Source organism: Amycolatopsis sp. cmx-11-32 (genome assembly GCF_047608695.1).
Taxonomy (GTDB): Bacteria; Actinomycetota; Actinomycetes; order Mycobacteriales; family Pseudonocardiaceae; genus Amycolatopsis.
Genome location: NZ_JADNQN010000009.1, coordinates 79,788 through 99,098 on the forward strand (window position 1 = coordinate 79,788; position 19,311 = coordinate 99,098).

Annotated in this window: 18 protein-coding genes; 11 read left to right on the forward strand and 7 right to left on the reverse strand. The window is 68.9% G+C overall.

What is annotated here, in order from left to right; all coding sequences use genetic code 11:
* Positions 1-321: 321 nt before the first annotated feature.
* Positions 322-573: a hypothetical protein gene (locus tag ACM6LR_RS25700; RefSeq protein ID WP_414938358.1), complete on the forward strand. Its 252-nt coding sequence runs from the start codon at positions 322-324 to the stop codon at positions 571-573.
* Here ACM6LR_RS25700 and ACM6LR_RS25705 read toward each other — a convergent pair.
* Positions 563-1,687, reverse strand: coding sequence for a S1 family peptidase (locus ACM6LR_RS25705; RefSeq protein ID WP_414944661.1), 1,125 nt, complete (start codon positions 1,685-1,687; stop codon positions 563-565). The genes ACM6LR_RS25700 and ACM6LR_RS25705 overlap by 11 nt on opposite strands.
* Positions 1,688-2,146: 459 nt before the next feature.
* On the opposite strand from ACM6LR_RS25705, the gene ACM6LR_RS25710 reads away from it, so the two are divergent.
* The 6 genes from ACM6LR_RS25710 (at position 2,147) to ACM6LR_RS25735 (ending at position 8,779) form a co-directional block, all read left to right on the forward strand.
* Entirely contained in the window at positions 2,147-2,776 is a 630-nt protein-coding gene (locus ACM6LR_RS25710) for a DUF6801 domain-containing protein (RefSeq protein WP_414944662.1), read from the forward strand.
* Between the two features lie 152 nt (positions 2,777-2,928).
* The gene (locus ACM6LR_RS25715; protein ID WP_414938361.1) at positions 2,929-4,578 is read left to right on the forward strand and encodes a fatty acyl-AMP ligase; all 1,650 of its coding nucleotides are present in this window, start codon (positions 2,929-2,931) and stop codon (positions 4,576-4,578) included.
* Complete coding sequence (locus ACM6LR_RS25720; RefSeq protein WP_414938362.1) at positions 4,571-4,834, forward strand: acyl carrier protein; 264 nt, start codon at positions 4,571-4,573, stop codon at positions 4,832-4,834. The genes ACM6LR_RS25715 and ACM6LR_RS25720 overlap by 8 nt, the downstream gene beginning before the upstream one ends.
* Before the next feature lie 5 nt (positions 4,835-4,839).
* Positions 4,840-5,151 (forward strand): hypothetical protein, encoded by a 312-nt coding sequence (locus ACM6LR_RS25725; RefSeq protein WP_414938363.1) that lies wholly within the window; start codon positions 4,840-4,842, stop codon positions 5,149-5,151.
* Entirely contained in the window at positions 5,151-8,354 is a 3,204-nt protein-coding gene (locus ACM6LR_RS25730; protein WP_414944663.1) for a WXG100 family type VII secretion target, read from the forward strand. Before ACM6LR_RS25725 ends, ACM6LR_RS25730 begins: the two co-directional genes overlap by 1 nt.
* Positions 8,355-8,374: 20 nt before the next feature.
* Complete coding sequence (locus ACM6LR_RS25735; protein WP_414938365.1) at positions 8,375-8,779, forward strand: hypothetical protein; 405 nt, start codon at positions 8,375-8,377, stop codon at positions 8,777-8,779.
* Between the two features lie 8 nt (positions 8,780-8,787).
* On the opposite strand, the gene ACM6LR_RS25740 is transcribed toward ACM6LR_RS25735, so the two are convergent.
* A complete protein-coding gene (locus ACM6LR_RS25740; RefSeq protein WP_414938366.1) occupies positions 8,788-10,134 on the reverse strand; it encodes a GntP family permease in 1,347 nt (448 codons plus the stop codon).
* Between the two features lie 144 nt (positions 10,135-10,278).
* On the opposite strand from ACM6LR_RS25740, the gene ACM6LR_RS25745 reads away from it, so the two are divergent.
* Both ACM6LR_RS25745 and ACM6LR_RS25750 read left to right on the forward strand, forming a co-directional pair.
* Positions 10,279-11,157: a LysR family transcriptional regulator gene (locus ACM6LR_RS25745; RefSeq protein ID WP_414944664.1), complete on the forward strand. Its 879-nt coding sequence runs from the start codon at positions 10,279-10,281 to the stop codon at positions 11,155-11,157.
* Between the two features lie 72 nt (positions 11,158-11,229).
* Positions 11,230-12,303: a tartrate dehydrogenase gene (locus tag ACM6LR_RS25750; protein WP_414938368.1), complete on the forward strand. Its 1,074-nt coding sequence runs from the start codon at positions 11,230-11,232 to the stop codon at positions 12,301-12,303.
* Positions 12,304-12,333: 30 nt separating this feature from the next.
* On the opposite strand, the gene ACM6LR_RS25755 is transcribed toward ACM6LR_RS25750, so the two are convergent.
* Entirely contained in the window at positions 12,334-13,395 is a 1,062-nt protein-coding gene (locus ACM6LR_RS25755) for a hypothetical protein (RefSeq protein WP_414938369.1), read from the reverse strand.
* A gap of 495 nt (positions 13,396-13,890) precedes the next feature.
* On the opposite strand from ACM6LR_RS25755, the gene ACM6LR_RS25760 reads away from it, so the two are divergent.
* A complete protein-coding gene (locus ACM6LR_RS25760) occupies positions 13,891-15,057 on the forward strand; it encodes a serine hydrolase domain-containing protein (protein ID WP_414938370.1) in 1,167 nt (388 codons plus the stop codon).
* A gap of 169 nt (positions 15,058-15,226) precedes the next feature.
* Here ACM6LR_RS25760 and ACM6LR_RS25765 read toward each other — a convergent pair whose 3' ends face one another.
* Positions 15,227-16,141, reverse strand: a complete 915-nt coding sequence (locus tag ACM6LR_RS25765; protein WP_414938371.1) for a LysR family transcriptional regulator — start codon at positions 16,139-16,141, stop codon at positions 15,227-15,229.
* Positions 16,142-16,213: 72 nt separating this feature from the next.
* Here ACM6LR_RS25765 and ACM6LR_RS25770 point away from each other — a divergent pair, with 72 nt between their 5' ends.
* The gene (locus ACM6LR_RS25770) at positions 16,214-17,134 is read left to right on the forward strand and encodes a DMT family transporter (RefSeq protein WP_414944665.1); all 921 of its coding nucleotides are present in this window, start codon (positions 16,214-16,216) and stop codon (positions 17,132-17,134) included.
* Here the strand turns inward: ACM6LR_RS25770 and ACM6LR_RS25775 are convergent.
* From ACM6LR_RS25775 to ACM6LR_RS25785, 3 genes are all read right to left on the reverse strand, one after another.
* Positions 17,097-17,570 (reverse strand): universal stress protein, encoded by a 474-nt coding sequence (locus ACM6LR_RS25775; RefSeq protein ID WP_414938373.1) that lies wholly within the window; start codon positions 17,568-17,570, stop codon positions 17,097-17,099. The two genes, ACM6LR_RS25770 and ACM6LR_RS25775, sit on opposite strands and share 38 nt — an antisense overlap.
* A gap of 64 nt (positions 17,571-17,634) precedes the next feature.
* Positions 17,635-18,300: a helix-turn-helix transcriptional regulator gene (locus ACM6LR_RS25780; protein ID WP_414938374.1), complete on the reverse strand. Its 666-nt coding sequence runs from the start codon at positions 18,298-18,300 to the stop codon at positions 17,635-17,637.
* A 238-nt stretch (positions 18,301-18,538) separates the two neighbouring features.
* Positions 18,539-19,186, reverse strand: a complete 648-nt coding sequence (locus tag ACM6LR_RS25785; RefSeq protein ID WP_414938375.1) for a TetR/AcrR family transcriptional regulator — start codon at positions 19,184-19,186, stop codon at positions 18,539-18,541.
* Positions 19,187-19,311: the final 125 nt, after the last annotated feature.

The window sequence follows — 19,311 nt, forward strand, 5'->3', positions numbered from 1 at the left end:
AGGGAAGAATCGTCTTTTTTCGCGCGATCGCCCTGGCTGATCGGTTCGGTGTCGACCGCCTGTTCGCCGGCTTCTTGCTCAGTCACACATCCACCTCCATTGTCGGATACCCGCGGTGGTCCACGAAGCGCACCGGGTCCAGTCCATGGAGGGACAGCGAGCGTTGCCGACATGGCCGACCGGTGCCAAAAGGCTAGGTTCGGCTCGTTCCCGGTAGGTAGGGGAACTATTCCCGTCGGCTCGGGAATCTCGGGAGGAGAATCGGACGAACCGGAGTTCGCCGGGCAGGGTGGGGTTCGAACCCGCGGCTGAACCGGGTCGGTGAACTCAGCCGAGGCAAGACAGGGACCGTGGTCGACCGGCACGTACTCCGGCGCGAACACCGCCCTGCGAGACGCCGATCTGTCGCGCCGCTGCCAGATCGAGGCCGCCGAGGGGCGTCAGGACCTTGGCGGCGCGGTCGGCGATTACGAACGGCAGATGTTCGAGTACGGCGTCGAGGCCGTGCGGCACAGCCTCGGCGCGCTCCCTTCTTTTCTGCCCGAACCGCGGACAGCGGATGTCAAGCGGTGACGAGCGACAGGCCGTAGGTCTGCAGGATCTCGTTCACCGGCTGGAACCAGGTTTCGCCGCCGGAACGGCAGTTGCCCCAGCCGCCGGAAGTGACTCCTTGGGCCTGGTCGCCGGTGATGAAGGAGCCGCCGGAGTCGCCGGGTTCCGCGCAGACGTTGGTGCGGGTCATCTGGTGGACCGCGCCTTGCGAGTAGTTGACGGTCTCGTTGTGTCCCAGCACGGTGCCGCAGTGCCAGTGGGTCGTCGAGCCCGAGCGGCACACCGAGGTGCCCACCGGTGCGACCCATGATCCCCGCACGAGGGCGTCGCTCACCGTGCCCCAGCCGAGGACGACCGGCGCGGTCCACCAGCCGTTGCCGATCCGGATGAACGCGTAGTCGTTGCCGGGGAAGGAAGATCCGGCGAAGTTGCCCATCACCGAGCCGTCCCAGCCGACGACCGAGCTGCCGAAGCCGCCGCAGTGACCGGCGCTGACGAATCCGCCGTGGACGGAGAACCCGATCGAGCAGCGGGTGTTCCCGTTGATGTAGTACGGGTCGCCGCCGACGGTGCCCGCCGCGAACGGGATGGCCGTCGGAGCGGTGACCACGCTGACCGGGCCGGTTTTCCTTGCCCTGGCGAGGAAGTCGTCGACGTCGGAACCGGACGCACCCGGTCGCACGGCGACCACGACGGTGCCGCTGCGCGGGTCGGCGCGCCAGCCGCTGACGGCCGTGGGGGCGGGCCGGGTCTTGGCCGACAGGTCGATTTCGGCTTTCGCCGCGTCGAGTCGCGCCGCGCTGATCGCGACGGATGCGGGGTCGGCACCGGCCTGCCGGACGGCGGACGCCACCGCGGGGTCGGTCACCCCGACGACGAGTTTGCCGCGTGCCGGGTCGAACCAGGCCCCGCCGAAGGCCGCACCGGCGGCCTGCTGGGCGACGGGCAGCACGCGCGCCGCCGTCATTTCCTGGGTGAGCCGGGTTTCGGCCTGCGCGGCGGTGAGTCCCAGGTCCCGCTGCATGGCGGCGATCAGTCCGGGGGAAGCCTGTGCGACAGGGGCGAGGGCGGCGGAAGCGAGGCTCGCGGTCAGGACGGCGGCGCCGCCGAGTGCCATGGCGATTCTTCGACGCATGGTGACTCCTCCAAGGCCGGGGGAAAGAAACACACTGCCCGCCGAGTGTGCGGCCGAGGTCGAAGGATTGGCGAGAAATGTCCGGTCTTCTGTCCGAAATTCCCGAGAGTGAACGACTCTGTCCCTCCAGAGCCCCGCTTTGCGTGTCCAAACGGGCAACTCGCGTGTCCAGAAGGGCATCACGCGTGATTGGACCGGCAACTCGCGTGATCAGGTGGAGAACTCGGCCGAGCGGAGGTGTTTCACCGCCGCGCCGGTTTCCCGGCCGGACCGATCTGGCAAGAACCCGCCCGGGGAATCGTCGCCGAATGACAAAAAGAATCGGGACCTGGTCGCCTGAATCGATCCGAGCGCGGTGGCGTGTTGTTAGCCGGTTCGTAGCGTCGTAACGTTCCCGAAGCACCGCATTTCCGACTTTTTCCGTTCCTTTTCTCGAATTCCCGACCGGAGGATTCCAAGATGCGCGTTTCGCCTTCGAGACCCCTTGCCAGGATCGCCGCCGCTCTCGTTTTCACCGGAACCGTCGTGACGTTGCCCGCGGCCGCCGGTGTCGCTTCCGCGAGCAGCGTTCCCCTCGCCGGGCCGGTGACCAAGAACCTGACTTTCACCTGTGAAATGCCGCTCATCGGAGCGCAGCAGGTCGCCGCGACGGTGACCGCGACCTTTCCCGAAGCGGTGACCGTCAATTCTCCGATCGATGTCACCGCCTTTTCCGTGAACGTCTCCCTCACCGGGGACACCGTCACCGCGCTGAACCTGATCGGCGCCGCGACGATCGAGGGCACCGCGTCGGCGAACGTCGATGTCGACTACAACGGCACCGAACTCGGTGTCACACTCAACGGCCTTGGTTTCCCGGTCACCCCCGTGCCGCAGGACGGCCCGCTGGCGCTCGTCATCACCGGCCCGATCCCCGGCCTCACCGTGAAGAAGCCCGGTTCGGTCGCCTTCGCTGTGGGCGGCGCCTTCACCGGGAAGGTCACGCCGAAGCGCGCGGACGGAACGCCGACGGATCTCGGCACGTTCGACCTGCCGTGCGGCATGGATCCCGGCCAGGACGCCGCGCTCGCGACCGTGACGGTGAACTGACCCGGGGCCGCGGGCACTGCGTGACTGATGTCCCCGATGCGACATTGGAGACGCTCAGCGTCTCCAATGTCGCATCGGGGACATCGACCGTGTGAGCGGCGGTGACGGGTTGCCTGCCGCGGCCGCTCGGCGGTTCCAGTAGGTTGCCGGACATGACCGCGTCGCCGGTGGATGTTCCGGAGCTGGTGCTGCGCACCTCGATCGTCGAGCGGTTGTTCGCTCGCCGAGCCGACCCGCGACCGCTGTTCACGCATCAGGACCACAGTGCCGGCGTCGACAACACGGTCACCTGGGCGGAGTTCGTCTCCCGGGTGCGGGAGGTCGCGGGGACACTGCGCCCGATCACTCGGCCGGGTGATCGCGTCGCCGTGCTCACCGGCCAGGACTTGAACTACCCCCTCGCGTTCTTCGGAGCACTCGCCGCCGGTCTGGTGGCTGTGCCGTTGATGGCGCCCGGCAGCCGTTCTCAGCGAGGCAGGCTCGCCGGTGTGCTGGCGGACTGCGGCGCACGGGTCTGGCTGACCTCCTCGGCCGCCGCCGCGAAAACGCGCGAAGCCGGAACGCCAGAACATCTGGTCGTGGTCGACGAATTTTCCGGGCCGGGTGTCGATCCGCTCCCGGTCACGCCGGAGAGTCCCGCTTACCTGCAGTACACGTCCGGGTCGACGCGAGAGCCCGCCGGTGCCGTGATCCCGCATCGGGCGGTCGCCGCGGCCTGCTGGCAGGCGAGCCAGGCCTACGCGGTCGACGAGGGTACGACCTGTGCCGGCTGGATCCCGTTCTTCCACGACATGGGCCTGATCCAGCTCCTGTGCCTGCCGGTCTTCGCGGGCGCGCGGTCGGTGTTCATGTCGCCCGCCGAGTTCGTGCACCGGCCCGCGAGGTGGCTGCGTCAGCTGGCGGATCACCCGGCCGTGTTCACCGCCGCGCCGAACTTCGCGTTCGACCTGGCCGTCGACGCCGCCGGAGAGGCTGGGGACGACCTCGACCTCTCCGACGTCCGCGTCGCGCTCAACGGCGCCGAGCCGGTACAGCCGCGCACGGTCGCGCGATTCCAGGAGGTCTTCGGCCCGCACGGGTTCCGGCCAGCGGCCCATCGTCCGTCCTACGGCCTGGCCGAGGCCACCGTGTACGTGGCGAGCGCGGGCGCGGAAGGACCGCGGGGCGCGGTGTTCGACCGGGAAGCCCTCGCGCAGGGCCGGGCGATCGAGGCGCCGGACGGCCAGGAACTCGTTTCGGTCGGCCGTCCACTCGGGCAGCGGGTGCGGATCGTCCGCGACGGGGTGGCGCGGCCCGACGGCTTGGCCGGGGAGATCTGGATCCACGGCCCGAACGTCGCGGCGGGTTACTGGGGCCGGGGCGACGCCACCGCCTTCGGAGGCGAACTCGACGGTGTCGGCGGCTGGTTGCGCACCGGTGACCTCGGCGTGTTCCACCGCGGCGATCTCTACATCACCGGCAGGCTCAAGGATCTCATCGTCATCGACGGCCGCAACTTCCACCCGCAGGACATCGAAGCGGTGGCGGGCGAAGCGCATCCGGCGATCCGCCGCGACCGCGTCGCCGCCTTCGGTGTGACGGACGACAAGGGTGAAGGGGCGATGTTGGTAGCCGAATGGGCAAAGAACGCCGAAGGAGATGTCAAAGAAGTCACCCGGGTGGTATTGCGGGCGGTGTCACGCGAACATGATCTGACGTTGCGATCTGTCCATCTGGTTCCCTCCGGTGACCTTCCGCGCACTTCCAGTGGCAAGGTTGCGCGGGCGGCCGCGAAGGCGCGTTATAGTCGGCGCCGTGGGTGAGCACCGCGCGGAGGTCGTGAAAGTCGTCAGCGAGACTTTTCGGCTTGATCCCGCCGAAATCGAGTTCGACGCACCGCTCGAGGAGCTGGGTATCGACTCCAAGGGACGGATAAAACTCCTGTCCGCGCTGGAGATCTACCACGACGTGAGAATCGACCTTGACCAGCTGGACCGGTTCACCGACATCGGGTCGGTGGCCGAAGTGCTCGGCGAGGCACTCGGCGTTGAGGCCGACGGATCCGACGAAAGGCGCTGAAAAGAATGAGCGGGGGCTTCACCGCGGCGACCGATGCGCTTTCATCGGCGTCGAAGAACGTCGGAAAGCTGACGGAACGGTTGTTGGAGGACAACCCGGATCTGTCGAGCACACCGGTGAACGCGGCCGGATTCGGTCAGGCGCACGGCGCCCACGCGGCGAAGTACACCGCCGGCGTGACGGCGTTGTGGGCCTCAGTCCAGGGCTACAGCACCACGCTCGGCGCGTTCGGGACGAACCTCGGCACGGCGGGCACCACCTACGGCACCAACGAGGACGAACAGAAGAACACGATCACCAAGACGGGGATGCGCTAGTGGCCGACGAACTCACCTGGACCGACGTCAAGGCCGTCCTCGACAACCCGAGCGTGCCGCCCGAGAACAAGACCGCGCTCATCGGCTCGTGGATCAAGACGCATCCGGCGCCGCCGCCTTGGACGGCGGAACAGGAGCCGGAGGAGATCAAGCAGAAGCGCAAGGAAGCCGCGAAATACGCGGAGACTTTCAACGCCTTGCCGTTCCTGCCCTACGACGACGACACCAAAAAGGTCTACGGGGGCGCGAAGGCCGCCGGCGATCAGGCCAGCTACAACACGAAGCAAGAGAAGAAGGCCGTCGACGAGGGCAACAAGAAGCTCGACGGCACGAAGGAGCCCACCGCGGAGGGCGCCGGGACCAAGACGTCGGACGAGATCTTCGATGCCGCCGCGCCCGCGCTCAAGGTCTTCCAGACCTTCGGTTCCCTGCTGGCGAAGCTCCCTGATGACTGCCGCGGGAACACACGCGCGCTCGATTTCGAGAAGGACATCAAGAAGCCTTTCGACGAGCAGCGCGGCATCAACTTCAAGAACTTCGTCGACGACGCCGCCCACTTCAAGACCGGCGCGAAGACCGTCGACCGGACCATCCAGGAGACCGGCTCCGAGTTGAGCGGTCTCTACGGGACCTGGACCGGCGAGGCCGCGGACGCCTCGTCGGACAACTACAACGAGAAGATCCTGCCCAAGGCCAAGAAACTCGCGGAGACGCTGAACCACGCGAGCGAAGCGACGTTGAGCACCAACGCAGCGGTGTTCAAACTGTGCAAGGGCAAGGCCGACGAGATCATCGATCTGTACAAGGAGATCGTCGGCCGCGCCGACTTCCCGATGGCGCAGAAGGTCATCGCCATCGCCAGCGGGGAGAAGAGCGGCAAGGAGGATCTCGGCGCGATCGCGGGCTGGATGGACGCCAACTTCGGCTCCAACCTGGTTCAGAGTCTCAACAACGACGGCTGCTGTGACGACGACGAGTTCAAGAAGGCGGGCCAGAACCTCGCCAAGCAGTGGGTGCAGAGGCAGTTCATCCCGGAGATGTGGGATGGCATCTACGAGAAGTTCGCCAAGAGCTGCAAGGACACCAAGGAATTCGTCGACCAGGCCTACGACGAACTCGACAAGATGATGGGCAAGGTCAAGAACGAGTTCGAAGGCGCGGACAAGGGCGGCGCGGGCGGACCGGGCGGTGGCGCCGGTGGCGGTACCGGTGGAGGACCCGGCGGCGGCTCGGGCACTGGCGGTGGCCCGGGCAACGGTGGTGGTTCCGGTACTGGTGGTGGCTCGGGTTCCGGCGGTGGTTCCGGTTCCGGTGACGGCCAGGGGAACTACGGCGGTGGCCAGGGTGGTTCCGGCAGTGGTTCCGGTGGTTCCGGCGCAGGCGGATCCGGCGATGGCTCGGGCGGCGGCTCGGGTGCTGGTGGCGGCTCTGGTTCTGGTGGTGGTTCGGGTTCGGGTGGCGGTCAGTACAAGCCTCCGCCGATTCCGGACGTCTCGGTTCCCGAGGGCGGCTCGGGTGGTGGATCCGGCGATGGCTCGGGTGCCGGCTCAGGCTCGACCGGTGGTTCGGGTACCGGTGGCGGCTCGGGTTCGGGTGGTTCCGGTTCGGGTGGCGGTCAGTACAAGCCTCCGCCGATTCCGGACGTCTCGGTTCCCGAGGGCGGCTCGGGTGGTGGATCCGGCGATGGCTCGGGTGCCGGCTCAGGCTCGACCGGTGGTTCGGGTACCGGTGGCGGCTCGGGTTCGGGTGGTTCGGGTTCGGGTGGCGGTCAGTACAAGCCTCCGCCGATTCCGGACATCTCCATTCCCGAAGGTGGCTCGGGCGGAGGAGCCTCGGGCTCCGGGACGGACGCGATCAAGGACGGAACGTCGCCCTCGGGCTCGTCATCGTCCGGTGACGAGCAGCGGGCGACCGCCGAAGAGGCGAAGAAACAAGCCGCCGTAGCAGCCGAAAACGCGAAGAAGCAGGCTTCCGAAGCGCTGAACAAGATGGGTGACGTTCCCGACGGCAGCGAAGTCGGCGGCGGCTCCGGCTCGGGAGGCGGCACCGGTGGTGGTGTCGGTGGTGGCTCCGGGGGCGGCGGCACGGACGCCGCCAACGAGGCCAAGGCCGCGGCCGAACGAGCCACCGAAGACGCGAAGAAGCAGGCTTCGGAAGCATTGGACAAGATGGGCGACGCCCCTCTTGGCGGCAAGGATGACGACGCGAAGGACGAAGCCGAAAAGGCCGCCGAAGACGCGAAGAAGAAAGCCTCCGAAGCGCTGGACAAACTGGGCGACGACGAGTCTGGCGAAGACGGCGAAAAACTGCTCGGTGACAAGACCGGCGAGGACGGCGACAAGGCCGAGGACGGCGAACGCGAGACCCTCAAGGTCAAGCAGGGTGACACGACCTTCGAGATGACCGAGCCGGACAAAGACGGCGAGATGGGCATCAAGGTCGGTGACGGTTCCGGACCGGCCAAGGACTTCAAGCTCGACTGGACCGGCGACGGTGAGGAGTCCAAGTTGGGCTCCACGCCGGCGGCAGAGGACGGCCAGCCGGGCAAGGACGGTGTCCACCGCCCCGGTCCGGACGGCAAGATCCACATCCAGGACGGCGATCTGAAGATCACCGCCGAACGTCCCGACGGTCCGAACGGCCCGACGACGGTCACCGTCGACGACGGCACCGGGAAACCGACCACGTACACCCTCGGCGAGGAGAAACCCGGCACGGACAAGGCGGCGCACCCGCTCACTCCCGGCACCGGGACGGTGCAGCCGGAGTCCCGTTTCACCACCCCGCACCACGGTGGCGGCGGAACCGTTCCCGACAGTCTCGGTGGCGGTGGCGGTAGTACCGGCGGTGGCTCGGCGATCGCGACCCCCTTCGAAACCGCGACCCCCGCGACCGGCCAGTCGTTGACCGAAGGCGTGCACACCGGTGGTGGGACGCACCAGCCGCAACCCGTGGCTTCGGGCGCCCCGTCCGCCCCGATGGGCGGACCGGCCGGTCAGTCGTTCACCGGCGGTGGCGCGATGCCACCGATGGGTGGCATGGGCGGCGGTGGCGCGAACGGTGCCGGTGGCGGCGACCAGGAGCGGACCAACCGCGCGTACCGGATCGAGGGCGAGGTGTTCGACCAGATCAACGAACCCACCGGCCGCATCACCGGTTCGCTGCTGGACGATGAGGAACAGCCGGCCACCCGCAAGCGGTGAGCCAGGGCAGGGGAGAACGTATGAGCGCCGACGACACCTCGAGTATGAGGACCACCCTGGACAGCCTCGTCCGCGAGCAGGCGGAGCGCCGGGGCCTGCGGGATCAGCGTGCGAAGGAGAGCAAGGCCAGCGCGCAGGAGTTCATGACGAAGCAGGTCCACACCGCTGAGCGCTACGTCGAACACCGGCGGGAACTGGGGCAGCGCAAGACGAAGTCCGGCTGGAGCACCGACCGGTCGCACGCGGAGCCGGGGAACGCGTCGGCGTTCGCCGAGACGCCGGGTTTCGACGACGGCTCCGCGGCTTTCGCCCCGGACTCGTCCGCCCGACCAGGACGGGAAACACCCCGGCGTGCTCCCCGTGCCCGTCCGGCGCCGACGGACGACGAAGACGACGCCTTCCTCAACAACCGTTGGCGCGAGTGACTTCGCGGTCAAACGGCGACGTCGAGCAGGAGCACGATCGGGAGCGAGAGCACCGAGGCCAGTGACATGGCGACGGTGTGGGTCTTGAACGTGCCCCGGGTGCTCAGTCCGAGCAGGGACTGGAACATCCAAAAGAAGTTGCTGCTGACGTGAGGGAGGAACAGGGCGCCCGAGCAGGCGGCGAGGGCGACCAGCACCACCGGGACGCCGAGTGAGCCCGCGATCGGTGCGAGGATGCCCGCCGCGGTGATCGCGGAGATCGAGATGGACCCCATCGCGATGTGCAGGATGGCCGCGATCAGCCAGACGAGTACCAAAGGCGGCAGGAATCCGGTGCCGAACGAGCCCGCCAGCACGTCCCGCAGTCCCGACTTCCCGATCACCTCGGCGACCGAGCCGGAGAGCCCGGACAGCACGAGAATGGGCCCGGCCAGCGCCAGCGCCTTGCCCACCGCCGCGTTGACCTCGTGGCGGGGGAGGACACGCCGGGCCAGCAGATGCGCGAGGCCGGCGCCGATCGCCATGGCGATCACCGGTTCGCTCAGCAGCGACACCGGCCCCATCGGGAAGCGGAAGGTGTTGGAGAGCGCGCCGAGGGCGATCAGCGACAGCGTCAGCAGCACCGGAGAAACGGCCAGCGCCAAGGGCAGCCGCTGGACCTCTTTGTTTGGTGTCTGGACGGCCGTGTCCTCTTCGGAGTGATCGCGCTCCAGTTCGTCGGCGGCCGGATTCCAGCGCAACAGCCGTCGCAGCAGCACGGTGAAGACCAGCGTCGTGAGCACGGCGGTGGGCAGGCCGACGGCCAGCCCGAGCAGGAACATCTCACCGAGCGGCACCCGGAGCAGGCCCGCGACGGCGAGAGCGGCGACCCCGGGAACGACGAAGACCAGGCCGACCTCGATCCCGGCGGTCAGCGCGCCGCCCATGAGCGCGACACCCCGGGGGCCCAGCCTGGCGCCGAGGCGCCGGGCCAGCGGCGCGGTGAGCACCAGGACCACATCGGAATAGATGGAGGTGAACACGGTCGACAGCGAGACGGCGAACACCATCGGCACGCGCTTCTCCCCGAAGACGCCCAGCAGCCGTTCCAGGACGCGATGCAAGGTGTTCGTGGCGGTGAGCAGCGAGCCGATGACGACGCCGAAGGTGATGAGCAGGCCGATCTCGGCCAGTACGTCACCGAATCCGGCGGCCAGCGCTTCGGTCGTGCCGCCCGCCCCGAGTCCCGTCGCCAGGCCCAGGTAGGTGGCGCCGATCAGCAGGCCGAAGATCGGCGGCGTCTTGAGCCAGGTGATCAGAACGACGATGCCCACGATGGCGATACCGGTGTTGGCAAGGAGCCAGGCATCGGACACGGTGCCCTCCTCGGGACTCGCGGCGGGCCGGCGCCGGTGCCGTCCCTCGTAGCGACCCAGTAAGCCCGCCGGCGGGTCGACGGTCCAAGACCGCGTTGCTGGCATGGTGATAGGCATCGGCTATCGACCACCAGGAGGTGCGGAGTGGATGCCCGTCAGTTGAAGTACTTCCTGGCCGTCGTGGACGCCGGAAGCGTCCACCGGGCCGCTGAGCTGCTCTTTGTCGCCCAGCCCTCGGTGTCCCAAGCCGTGCGCGCGCTCGAGCGGGATCTGGGGAGCCTGTTGTTCCACCGGACCGGTCGCCGTCTGGTGCTGACCGCCGCGGGACACGCTCTCGTGGCGCCCGCCCGCGAGGTCATGCACGGGCTGGACCTCGCCAGGGCGACGGTGGAGGCGGTCGACGGTCTCCTCGGCGGGGAACTGGCCATCGCCTCGATGCCGTCGCAAGCGGTCAGTCCGCTCACCGGCCTGATCGCCGCATTCGCCGCCGTCCACCCGCTCGTGCGGATCTCCGTCCGAGCGGCGAACACCCCAGCCGACGTCCGGAAGATGCTCACGACCGGAGACGCCGAACTCGGTGTGGTGGCGGCTTCCCCGGTGGCCGCGGCGCAGCCCGGATTGCGGACGCTGCACCTGGAGACCCAGCGCTTCGCCGTACTGGGCCGCGACGAGGCGGCACTTCCCGCCGGGGATCCGGTCCGCCCCGCCGACCTCGCCGGGGCCGCGCTCATCGTCGGCCAGCAGGGCACGGGCATGCGCGGCGTGGCCGACGCCGTGCTCCGGGAGGCACCGGGCAGCCGGTTCGCGGTCGAGGTGGAGCACCGGGAAGCGGTCCTGCCCCTTGTCCTCGCCGGGGTGGGCATCGCGGTGGTCAGCGACTCTTGGCGCGTACTGGCGAAATCGGCGGGCGCCGCCGTCCGGGCGCTGGAATGCGCCGACTCCTTGGCGGTGTCGCTGGAGTCCCGGCAGGGGCGGCTGAGCCCGGCCGCGGCGGCTTTTCACGACCTGGCCGAATCCGGCTGATAGGCACTGCCTTTCACCGCGGCAAGAACTGGGTCTTGGACGCACCGGTCTGGTCCGCCGTCCACTGGACGCATGACCAGCTACCGCATCGCACTCATCCCCGGCGACGGCATCGGCACCGAGGTACTCCCTCCGGCACAGGCGGTGCTCGACGCCGTCGGCAGGCGGCACGCGATCGAATTGACCTACGACTCCTTCGACTGGTCCTGCGAGCGCTATCTGGCCGAGGGCGCGATGATGCCGGCCGACGGCCTCGACCGGATCCGGCGGCACGACGCCGTGTTGCTGGGCGCGGTCGGCTGGCCGGGAGTGCCGGACCACGTGTCGTTGTGGGGGCTGCTGATCCCCATCCGGCGCGGGTTCCGGCAGTACGTCAACCTGCGTCCGGTCAAGGTGCTCGACGGGGTGCCCAGCCCGCTGCGCGCCGCCGGGGACGTCGACCTCGTCGTGGTGCGGGAGAACGTCGAGGGCGAGTACTCCGAAATCGGCGGGCGGCTCGGGCGGGGTACCGAAGACGAACTGGCCGTGCAGGAGGCGGTGTTCACCCGCAAGGGAGTCACCCGCGTCGTCGAATACGCCTACGCGCTGGCCGCGACCCGCCGGAACCACGTGACGTCGGCGACGAAGAGCAACGGGATCGTCCACACGATGCCGTTCTGGGACGAACTGGTGGAAGAGGCGGCGCGGCGGCACCAGGACGTGCGCACCGACAAGGAGCACATCGACGCGCTCGCCGCCAAGCTCGTGCTGTCGCCGGAGCGGTTCGACGTGATCGTCGGCTCCAACCTCTTCGGTGACATCCTCAGCGACCTGGCCGCCGCGGTGGCCGGGAGCATCGGTGTCGCCCCGGCGGCGAACCTCAACCCCGAGCGGGAGTTCCCGTCGATGTTCGAGCCGGTGCACGGCTCCGCACCCGACATCGCCGGGCGGGGCAAGGCGAACCCGCTGGGCGCACTGTGGTCCGCGGCCATGATGCTCGACCACTTGGGCCACCCCGAAGCGGGCGAGGAAGTGCTGGCCGCCGCTTTCGGCGCGCTGGCCGACGGCGTCAGCACCGCCGATCTCGGTGGAACGGCGGGCACGGCCGAGTACACGCGCGCGGTGCTGGACCGGGTCGGTTCCCCGAAAGGTGCTGTGGCGAGCTGACCGCCGCCGTCGCTACGGGAGCCGCCGTTTTCACGAGCGGTGCCAAGCGATCCCGCGATAGGTGGAGCTGTCCGTGGCGTAGCCGTAGCCGATGATGACGGCGCCGGTCGCGTTGATGTGCTGGGCCACGATCGCCTTGAGACCGCGGGGAGACGGGAGCGGGAACGGTGTCGCGTCGGCGTCCCAGCGGACGGGCCGCACGGTTCCGTGGCTCAGGGACTCGCCGACGACCGTCCCGGCGTCATCGATGTCGAAGCAGGTACTGGCGAGGTCCGAGGGCAGGGGCCGGAGCACGGTGGGCCGCCCGTCGCGATCCCACCGCGCGCAGGTGCCGCGCCGGTCCGGGGTCACGCCCCAGCCGATGGCGACACCGCGTCCGGTGATCCGGACGACCTGTCCCGCGGTGAACTCCGGTTCGCCGGTCAGCAGGGTGGTCCCCCGGTCGCGATCCCACACGACGCCGTCGCCGAGGATGGCGCCGGAGTCGTTGATACCGCAGGCCGTCGCGCGGCGGGGTGGGGGCAGTTTGCTGATCCTCCCCGAGGAGGACCAGCGCACCGCGGTCCGGGCACCCGTGCCGTCCGTGGCGGATCCGACGACCTCGTCCAGCCCGTTCAGGTCGTGTCCCTGGGTCTCGCCCTCGCCCGGCAGGGTGTCGAGGTCCACCGCTTCGCCGCCGGGTTCCCAGCGCAGCGCCCGCCAGCGGTATCCCGGCCGCATCGCGTTCCCCAGTATCGACCCGCGTTCGTTCACCCGGCTCGCCGTGCCGGAGAGCATGCCGGCGGGGAGTTCGAGCACGTGCACCCGGCCGTCGGGTTTCCAGCACACGGGCCGAAGGCTTTCGCCGGTGTGGAGCGTGCCGGCGATGACACCCGAGGAGTTGCCGCTGACGGCGCGGCCGCCGGAGTAGCCGTCGACGACCGGCAAGGGCGAGGGACGTCCGTCGCGGTCCCACCGGACCGGCCGCGAACCCGACTCGCCCACGATCATCCCGGCGTCGTTCACGTAGTAGGCGCTGGTGCCCTCGCCGTCGGAGAGCGGCCGCAGATCGACCGCGGTGAAGCCGGGTCCCTCGGGCATCGGATCGGGCACGAGTGCGCACTCTAGTGCGAGGATCGCTCGCGACGGGGAAAGTTGCACTGACCGGGTGAAGCAGTGTCCTCATCGGATCCGGACGCCGCGCTCCACAAAGGACAGGGCCCACCGAGCGCAGCTCGCCGAAGGCCGCGGCGGAGGACTGTGACACCACCGCCCGCTGATCGGCCGCGGGCACCGAGTCCGCGCCGAAGTACGCGAGCGACAGGGACTTCGGGAACGACGCCATCAACTTCGCGCCGGAGTCCGCCGGTGGCATGCCCGCGACGACGCCGACGGTCACCATGCGGCCGTTCGGAGTGAGTTTGCCGAAGAACGACGGCAGGTCCGGACCGGCTACGACGTCGATGACGGGGAGGACCCGCTTCCCCGTGACGTGACCCGTCCGCCGAACCCAGGGGAAACCCTGAGCCTGATCGATACCTCGGAGCTAGGAGATGTGGTCCTTGAAGCCGATGCCATGGGATGGCGATACTTCATAGTTTTACCGGTATGAAACGAACTTCAGTGGTCATCGCCGCACTCTGCGCGGCTACGCTCGTTTCCCCGGCCGTCGCGTCCGCGACACCGGAAGCGAACGACCCGGTGCGGCGAACTCTGCAGCGTGACGCCGACGCGCTCGTGGCGGGTGGTTCGCCGGGCGCTCTCGTGGAGCTGAGCACGGCCAAGGGCAGCGTCAAGGTGCGCAGCGGCCATGGCGATCTACGGGCCAAGACCCCGGTGCCGTGGAACGGGCACTTCCGGATCGCCAGCTTCAGCAAGACGTTCCTGGCCGCGACGATGCTCCAGCTTGTCGGCGAGGGCAGGCTGTCCTTGGAGGACACCGTGGATCGGTGGCTGCCGGGGATGGTGAGCGGGAACGGCAACGACGGCAGCGCCATCACCGTCCGGCAGTTGCTGCAGCACACCAGCGGCCTGCGCGACTACATGGCGGAGCTCGATCTCTTCACCGAGGAAGGCTTTCTGCGCAGTCGCTTCGACAAGCTCAGCGCGTCCGACGCGGTGAAGCTGGCGGTCGGGAAGGCACCGGAGTTCAAGCCGGGGAAGAGCTGGGGCTACTCCAACACCAACTACGTCCTCGCCGGGATGGTGACCGAGAAGGTGACGGGCAGGGACTGGCAGAAGGAGGTCGCCGAGCGGATCATCCGCCCGCTGAGCCTGCGGGAAACCTCGCTGCCTTACACGTCGCCGTTCATCCCCGCCCCGCACGCCAGGGGCTACGACCGGTTCGTGGTGGAGAGCTCGAACCCGCCGCGACTCGGACGGCGCGTGGATGTGACGCTGATGAATCCGTCGGCGGGCGGTGGCGCGGACGGTTCGATCAACAGCACCACCGAGGACGGCAACAAATTCCTCCAGGCGCTGCTGGGCGGCAAGGTGCTCACCCCCTCGTTGCTGGCCGAGATGAAGAAGACCGTGCCCGCGCCGGGCCTCGGGGCGTACGGGCTGGGCCTCATTCGCCTGACCAGCTCCTGCGGCGCTTACTGGGGCCACGGCGGTGCGCTGCCCGGCTACCTGACGGGCAACGGCGTGACCGAGGACGGCAAGCGCAGTGTGATGGTGTCGCTGAACACCCGCACGCCCTACAACCCCGGTGCCGAACTGCCGGAGGGGAACCCTCTGGACCCGGTGATCGACCACGCCCTCTGCGTCAAGTGACTCGTGCGTGGTAGGGACGGTTCTGGTGGCCCGGCATTGACCGACCCGCCCCCACGACAGCCACCGAAACACTGCTACCGGACTCATCGCAGTCTCGCGCCGGGACGGTGATGCGGAAGGGGCCGGGTGGGGAAGATTCGGGACGTTCAACGTCCCAGATCCTCTCCACTCAGCCGCCCCACGCGCGAGCGGCCTCCACCATCCCCGTGACGCATTCGGCGACGGCCGGCCGGGTTTCACTTCGCGGCTGTACGGCGTAGAGCTGCCGGTGCAGGACGGGTTCGAGTGGGGTGCACACCACGGTCGGCGGCGCGACCGTGGTCGCCATGCTCGGGACCAGCGTGACCGCGCCGAGCCCGGCGACGACGGCGAACTGGGTGCTGAAGCCGCTGACCGTATGCCGCACCGTCGGCTCGATGCCACGCTCGCGCAGGGTCTGGCGGAGCCAGGCGTTCGCCAGGTTGGGCCGCGCCCAGGCGACCCAGATCTCGTCCGCCAGGTCTTCGGCGGGAACCGAGTCCGCGCCGGCCAGCGGATGTCCGGCCGGGAGCACGATCATCGCCGAGTCGTCGCGCAGGACGGTCCAACGGGTGTCGGGCGGCCGGGTGAGCGGCATGTTCTCCCAGCTCTCGACGACCACGACGTCGAAGACGCCGTCGGTGAGGGCGGGCAGGGCCTCTTCCGGTTCGACCTCGTGCAGCCGGGCTTCGATACCGGGGTGGCGGACGGTGAGGCCGGTGAGCGCGGGCATGATGAACGTGTGCACCCCGGACGGGATGGCGCCGATCTCGACGACGCCGGTCATCTCGCCGGTGAGGGAGTCCAGATCGGCGCGGGCGGCGCGGAGTTCGGCGAGGACCCGGTCCGAACGTTGCGCGAGCAGCAGTCCCGCCGGGGTCAGCCGGACGCCGCGACCGTGCCGCACGAGGAGCCGGGTGCCCGCTTCCCGTTCCAGTTTGGTCAGCTGCTGGGAGATCGCCGACGGCGTCACGTGCAGCAGTTCGGCCGCCGCGGCGAGCGATCCCCGCCGCCACACCGCGTGCAGCATCCGCAATCGCTCCACATTGGACAGTTCGCCACTCATTAGCCGAGCTTAACCCTCGAGGTAAGAGGATCTCGCTGGTCCTCCCCGTCGCCGTGCGGTCGAATCGAATCCATGGCTCACCACGGAATTCTCGCCGATCCGCGGACGCAAGGGATGCTCGGCGCCCTCGCGATCGCCCTGTCCGCCCCGCTCGTCGCGCTGTCCGGGGTGAGCTCGACGACGGCGACGTTCTTCCGCTGTCTGTTCGCGTTGCCGATCCTCGTCGTACTGGCGCGGACGCGAGAGCGCGGGCACCGTCCGACCCCGGCCGCGCGGCGACGGCACGTGCTCGCCGGTGTCCTGCTGGGGATCGACATGGTGCTGTGGAGCGAGGCGATCCTGTCCGTCGGCGCGGGCGTCGCCACGGCGCTGGTCAACGTCCAGGTCATCCTGGTGCCGCTGGCCGGGCTGCTGTGGTTCGGCGAGCGGCCGTCGCGGGTCTTCTGGCTGTCGATCCCGCTCATGCTGGCGGGGACGGCACTGGCGGGCGGGCTGGCGGACGGCGGGACCGCGGGCAGCGATCCCTGGTACGGCACCGTCATGGCGGTGCTGGCGGGTGTCGCCTACGCCGGCTATCTCATTCTGTTGCGCCGCGCCGGAACCGAAGGCGGTGGCCGCACGACGATGCTCGCGACGGTGACCGCGGCCTCGGCGAGCGTGGGCGGCCTTTCCGGGCTGGTGGCGGGAAACCTCGACGTCACGCCGACGGCTTCGGCGCTGCTGTGGCTGCTCGTACTGGCCGTGACCGGGCAGGTGGTCGGCTGGCTGCTGATCAGCAAGGCCTTGTCCGCGTTCCCGGCGAGCGGCGGATCCGCCATGCTCATGCTGCAACCCGCCGCCGCGATCCTGTTCGGGGCCGCCATGCTCGGCCAGTGGCCGACCCCGTTGCAGCTGGCGGGGTGCGCGCTAGTCGTCGTGGTGGTCGGGGCCGTTTCGTTTTCTGGGCGGCCGGCCGTCAAGGAACGACGAGCACCGGCCAGTGCCCGGTCCTGATGAGCTTCGTCGCGACCGACCCAGCGAACCGGTGTCCCGCCTTCTGTGACGCGCCGACCACCACGGTGTCGACCTGGCTGCGGTCGGCGGTGTCGCGGAGCGCGGTGTAGGGATCGCCGTAGGTCTTCGGGAAACTGACCGGCACTTCCAGTTCGTCGGCCGCTCGCATCGCCGTGCCGGAGCCGTCGACCCCGGCCAGGATGGCCCGCCCCGTGCGGCGATGGCGCAGGACATGGTCGACATGATGGCCGCCAAGGAAGCGAGCCTCGACAACGCCGAGCCGCGTACCCCGGAGGCCACCACACCGACGGCCTTCACGTACTTGGGGCGTGTTCGTCGTGAGCGGCGATTCGGTTCCAGTGGGGGTGTGGAAATAGGGAAGTCGAGGGTCCCTGTTTTCCACACCCCGGCCGCCGGTCACCATCACCGATCTCACCCGCGAACCTGCCCAAGTACATGAAGATCGAGTTTCCCCGTCCACTCTGGACGGACAGCCACTTTCAGATCGAACCGGTGCGCAGTGCGAAGGCGACCGCGTGCGTGCGGTTGTGGAGGCCGTAGCGCGTCATCACCCGGTGGAGCACGTTCTTCACCGTGCTCTCGGAATAGGCGAGCTTGGCCGCGATCTCCTCCGTGCCGTGGCCGTCGGCCAGCAGGCGGAGGACCTCACGTTCCCGGTCGGACAGCCCGGACAGCGCGAGACCGTTGGGTGCCAGCAGGTCTTCCTGGATGCGCTCGAGCTGGGAGAGCAGGCTGCCCTGCAAGCGGGGCGGAAGGGCGCCGGCGCCCTGGCTGACCGCGAGAATCGTCCGCACCAGATGTTCGCTGTCGAGGTCACGTCGCGGCAGTAACGCGGCCATGCCGCATTCGATCGCCGTCATCAGGACCTGGACCGGGAAATGGTCCGTGACGATCACGCACCGGGGCGGCGCCTTGAGCGTCGACGCGGCACGAACCTGGCGCAGGAACGTGAAGACCCCGTCGCCGATCGAATCCCCGACCGTCACGATCACCTCGGCCAGTCCGAGGTCGGACTCGGACAGTACTTTCAGTCGCTCGTCGGCACCGAGAATACTCGTCGTACCGAGCCCGGCCAGGAGATCCGGGGCGTGCACGGCGACCATGACACGATCGGTTCCCCTGGTGCTCTTCACTCCGCGGTTCATGATCGAAGCTCCCTCCCGAAGCGTTCGGAAACCCGGAATCGGGCACGCGGATCGGCCGTCGGGTGGCCGGTCCACGGGCGCGTGAGTGATTATCACATTGCTTAGAAGCTATAACGTTACAACGTTGTACGTCAACCGTGGAGGTCTTGCTTCCCACGAATGATGGAGCTTCACAGGCAAGACGCCCGAAGTGCGTCAAAGGTTCGGTGCGAACGTGATCGGGCTCGGCGAAGACCGGTCACCGCGTCGTGAGGTCGTCCAGTTCGTCCGCGATCAGCAGATCGGGGTCGAACTTCATGCCGGTGAACTGGCCGGCGAGTTCGAGTGAGAGCACGCCGTGCAGGCGGGTCCAGAAGGCGAGCGCGCGGTGCAGGGTCGCGGAGGTGGCGGGGTGGTCGCCCGCCCACTCGCGGTGGTTGTCCAGATGCGTGTCGAACGGGGTTTCCGGCTTGTCGACGGTGATCGTCTGGCACGCTTCGAGCAGCACCGCCATGACTTCCCTCGAGATGGCGGTGGTGTCGTCCGGCGCGTGGTAGCCGGGGACGGGCGTGCCGTAGATGAGGAAGTAGCGCTGCGGGTCGCTCCGGGCCCAGTCCCGGATGGTGACGGCGAGCCCGGACAGATCGGCGCCGGAGTCGAACGCCGCGCGGACGGCGTCGGCGAGGCTTCGGTAGGCGTCGCGGATGAGCGCGGTGATGAGGTCGTCGCGGCTGGCGAAGTACCGGTACAGCGCCGGGCCGCTCATGCCCACCTGTTTGGCGATCGCGTTGAGTGACAGCGCGGAGACCCCGGCGGTGGCGATCTGCTCCCACGCGCGCTGCTTGATCTCCGCGCGCACCTGGTCGCGGTAGCGCTCCCGCGGGCTCTGCCCGTCCGCGTTCGTCATCGGCCCTCCCGCCTCCGTCGGCCCGAAGCTTAGTTGCAGCTCCGGACGATGAGGAATCGAAGGGGCATGATCCCTTGCACGAACCGCCCTGGTCCACCGGAAGCGCCGAAGCCCGGCCGTGGGTG